At 58.6% G+C, this 3,400-nt stretch carries 4 protein-coding genes and 3 tRNA genes; all 7 read right to left on the bottom strand.

Translation table 11 applies throughout. The features are described 5' to 3' along the window. A partial coding sequence (locus ABIB24_RS26705; protein WP_025755038.1) for a GTP-binding protein occupies window positions 1-425 on the bottom strand: 425 nt, incomplete at its 3' end. Between the two features lie 78 nt (window positions 426-503). After that, window positions 504-579: transfer RNA gene (locus ABIB24_RS26700), tRNA-Thr, on the bottom strand. A gap of 29 nt (window positions 580-608) precedes the next feature. Further along, window positions 609-682 (bottom strand) — tRNA-Gly (locus tag ABIB24_RS26695). A gap of 24 nt (window positions 683-706) precedes the next feature. Further along, window positions 707-790 (bottom strand) — tRNA-Tyr (locus tag ABIB24_RS26690). A 152-nt stretch (window positions 791-942) separates the two neighbouring features. After that, complete coding sequence (locus ABIB24_RS26685; RefSeq protein ID WP_137162861.1) at window positions 943-1,368, bottom strand: hypothetical protein; 426 nt, start codon at window positions 1,366-1,368, stop codon at window positions 943-945. A gap of 7 nt (window positions 1,369-1,375) precedes the next feature. Continuing rightward, a complete protein-coding gene (locus tag ABIB24_RS26680; RefSeq protein ID WP_274078680.1) occupies window positions 1,376-2,125 on the bottom strand; it encodes a pantothenate kinase in 750 nt (249 codons plus the stop codon). Continuing rightward, entirely contained in the window at window positions 2,115-3,074 is a 960-nt protein-coding gene (birA, locus tag ABIB24_RS26675; protein ID WP_075044426.1) for a bifunctional biotin--[acetyl-CoA-carboxylase] ligase/biotin operon repressor BirA, read from the bottom strand. The genes ABIB24_RS26680 and birA overlap by 11 nt, the downstream gene beginning before the upstream one ends. Window positions 3,075-3,400 lie beyond the last annotated feature (326 nt).

The following is a 3,400-nucleotide window of genomic DNA, read 5'->3' as shown; positions in this document are numbered from 1 at the left end:
TCTACCAGGTCAGCCTTGTTCAGGAAGACCACGATGTAAGGAACGCCTACCTGACGGGACAGCAGGATGTGCTCACGGGTTTGTGGCATCGGACCGTCGGCGGCCGAGCAAACCAGGATCGCGCCGTCCATCTGGGCAGCACCGGTGATCATGTTCTTCACGTAGTCAGCGTGACCTGGGCAGTCAACGTGAGCGTAGTGACGAATGTTCGAGTTGTACTCGACGTGAGCGGTGTTGATGGTGATACCGCGCGCTTTTTCTTCCGGAGCCGAGTCGATCTTGTCGAACTCAACGACTGCCGAACCGAAAACTTCGGAGCAGACGCGAGTCAGAGCTGCGGTCAGAGTGGTCTTACCGTGGTCAACGTGGCCGATAGTGCCGACGTTAACGTGGGGAAGGGAACGATCAAACTTTTCCTTAGCCATCGATACAATCCTCCGCAGAAGAAATAGTCTTGCGCTGATAAAACAAAGGCAGATATTTTCATATCTGCCTTGTTTATATGGAGCTCTTGAGCGGACTTGAACCGCTGACCTCACCCTTACCAAGGGTGTGCTCTACCAACTGAGCTACAAGAGCGAAACACTTTGTGCAAAACCCAGCAAACTTGGAGCGGGTAGCGGGAATCGAACCCGCATCATCAGCTTGGAAGGCTGAGGTTCTACCACTAAACTATACCCGCGGAGCTTGCGGCTCTCGCTAAAACTGGTGGAGGGAGAAGGATTCGAACCTTCGAAGCTCTCGCAACGGATTTACAGTCCGTCCCCTTTGACCGCTCGGGAATCCCTCCAGATGTGGCCGGCATTCTATTTGTCTGCCGTCCTAGTGTCAAGCGTTTTTTCAAATTTTTTCAATCAAATCTGAAACTTAGCTGCTTTGACACCGCTTCCAGCTCTACCACCTAAGTGGTGTTCCCTGTGAAGCGGGCGCCATTCTATCAAGCTATTCGCCAGTTGCAATACCCTGGCAGAAAATAATTTTGTGTTTTAAGTCTTTGAAATCGTTGGAAAGAGTCGCGAGCACGGTTTGGTCCAGCAAACGCTCGCTTTCCGAGGCAACCTTGAGCCAGCGACCATCCGCCCCTGGCAGCTGCCCCACCACCGGCAGCGTGGCAATATCCAGGCTCAACAGGCGCTGACGCAGCGCATCGAGCTGGCCCTGCCCCATCACACCACCGACCACCAGGCACTCATCCCGGCGCTTGGGTGGCGCCGAAACCCCCGTTTCGCGCAACAGGCGGATTTCTTGCTGATTCCCCTTGTACAGCGACAGGGGCGCGACTTCCTTGACCTTCAGCGGGGCTTCCTGCTGGTGCCACACGTAATAGAAGACGTTGAGCACCAGTAACAGCAGAAACAACCAACGCATAGGCACCTCAATCCAATGGGCAGGCCATGGCCAGGCCTACGAAAACCAGGTCAGGCACGACACGCGCCTGGGGCACGGCCTCCCTTACCAGCGGCGCGTCGCCACCCGTGAGGAACACCGTGAAATCCTCCCCCCACAACGCACGCGCCTGCTCGAGCTGGGTACGCGCAAAACCCTGGAGCATCAACACGCAACCGCGCTCGACCGCCTCGACCGTCGAGCGACCTGGCGCCAGGCTGGCCAATGCACGCTCGGCCGAGGCATCGTCATAACGGATACGCCGGGTGTGAGTACGCAACTGGCTACGCATCAATGGCATACCCGGGCAGATGTAGCCACCCAGGTGCTCGCCGTCCGCCGCAACGAAATCCGCTTTGGCAGCGGTCCCCAGGTCAATGACCAGGCAAGCGCCCTTGGCCAGGTGAAATGCTCCGAGCGCCGCCAACCAACGGTCCATGCCCAGGCGCTGGTGGTCGTCATAGCCATTGCGCACACCCGCCATTTCCTGAGCCGGGTGCGCCACGCGCGCTTGCACGGCAAATGCCTGGGCAATCATCGCGCAAAGCGCATCGGTTTCTTCCTCACTGCGCACACTGACAATACGGCAGCCGGTCAGACGTACCGAAGCCAGTGCAGCCACTTCGGCCACCAGCGCCTGATCGGAGTCGACAATACCGCCGCTTTCAATCGCTGCATCAGCGACGTGGATTACCCGCCACTTGATGAAGCTGTTACCGCAATCGAGCTCAAGAATCATCACGCAACCTCAAACTGAGCTCACCACCACTGAAGCTCTTTTCCACCCCGTCCACCTCAAGGCGCAAGCCGCCCTGCCCGTCGACGCCAAGAACCACGCCATCAATACGCGTGCTACCGGCAACCAGAGAAACATTGCGCCCCTGCCAGAGGTGCGCCTGCTCCCATTCTTCCTGGAATGCGGCAAACCCGTAGCGACGATGCCTTGCCAATTCGTGCTGCAATTGCTGACTGAGCAACGCTACCAGCCGGTTACGGTCGACTGCCGCCCCTACTTCGCGGCGCATCGAGGTCCACACCTGGTCGACCTGATCGTTGACCTGCATGTTCACATTGATGCCGATACCCAGCACCACGTGACAGACATCTGCCGGGTCACCCACCAACTCCAGGAGGATACCGGTGATCTTCTGCCCGCGAACGAGGACATCGTTGGGCCATTTGAGCCCCACATCCTTAACCCCAAACGCCTGCAGGGTACGCATTACCGCCAACCCCACCACCAGACTCAAGCCCTCGAGCTGGCGCATGCCGCCATCCACACGGAGCACCAGGCTGTAATAGAGGTTTTCGGCAAACGGGCTGACCCACTGCCGACCGCGACGACCACGGCCGGCGCTCTGGCGCTCGGCCAGGACCAGGAATGGAGCAGTCTGCCCTTCCCCGGCGAGCCGCAAGCCTTCGGCATTGGTCGAGTCGATGGTTTCGTGGATGAAAACGGGCCACTGCTCGCCTTCGGCAAACTCGGCAATCGCTTGTGCATCGAGCAAAGCCAGTGGCGCCGCCAACTGATAGCCGCGCCCACGAACCTTGTGAATAGTGAGGTTCAGTTCGCTCTCCAGGTGCTGCAGCTGCTTCCAAACGGCGCTGCGACTTACCCCGAGGGCCGACCCCAGAGCTTCTCCGGAATGGAACCGACCATCCTTGAGGAGATTCAACAACTTCAGCATGCCAGTCTCGACTTGGAATAAGGCAGGCATGATAGCTATGGGCTGTTGGCTTGCATAGGAAAAGGGCTGCTGGCGGGGTGAAGGCCACTCCCGCAGCATACCCTGGACCCGCGCCATACCTGTGGGAGCGGCTTTAGCCGCGAAGCGGGCGACGCGGTGGATGGCACCGGCTATGCCGGTGTTCGCGGGTGAACCCGCTCCCACAGGAACCGCGTATGCCTAGGGATTTTCAGGGCCAGAAAGACAAAACCCCTACCTGCATGTGCAGATAGGGGTTTTGCGAAATGAATCTTGACGATGACCTACTCTCACATGGGGAAACCCCA

This window comes from Pseudomonas sp. UYEF17 (genome assembly GCF_040546125.1).
GTDB classification, from domain to species: domain Bacteria; phylum Pseudomonadota; class Gammaproteobacteria; order Pseudomonadales; family Pseudomonadaceae; genus Aquipseudomonas; species Aquipseudomonas putida_Z.
Note: the sequence above shows the minus strand (reverse complement) of the source record. Positions and strands in the feature narration are given on the sequence as shown.

Coding starts and splice junctions, on each gene's coding strand:
- ABIB24_RS26685 (WP_137162861.1), bottom strand. CDS start 1,368: ATGCGTTGGTTGTTTCTGCTGTTACTGGTGCTCAACGTCTTCTATTAC.
- ABIB24_RS26680 (WP_274078680.1), bottom strand. CDS start 2,125: ATGATTCTTGAGCTCGATTGCGGTAACAGCTTCATCAAGTGGCGGGTA.
- birA (WP_075044426.1), bottom strand. CDS start 3,074: ATGCTGAAGTTGTTGAATCTCCTCAAGGATGGTCGGTTCCATTCCGGA.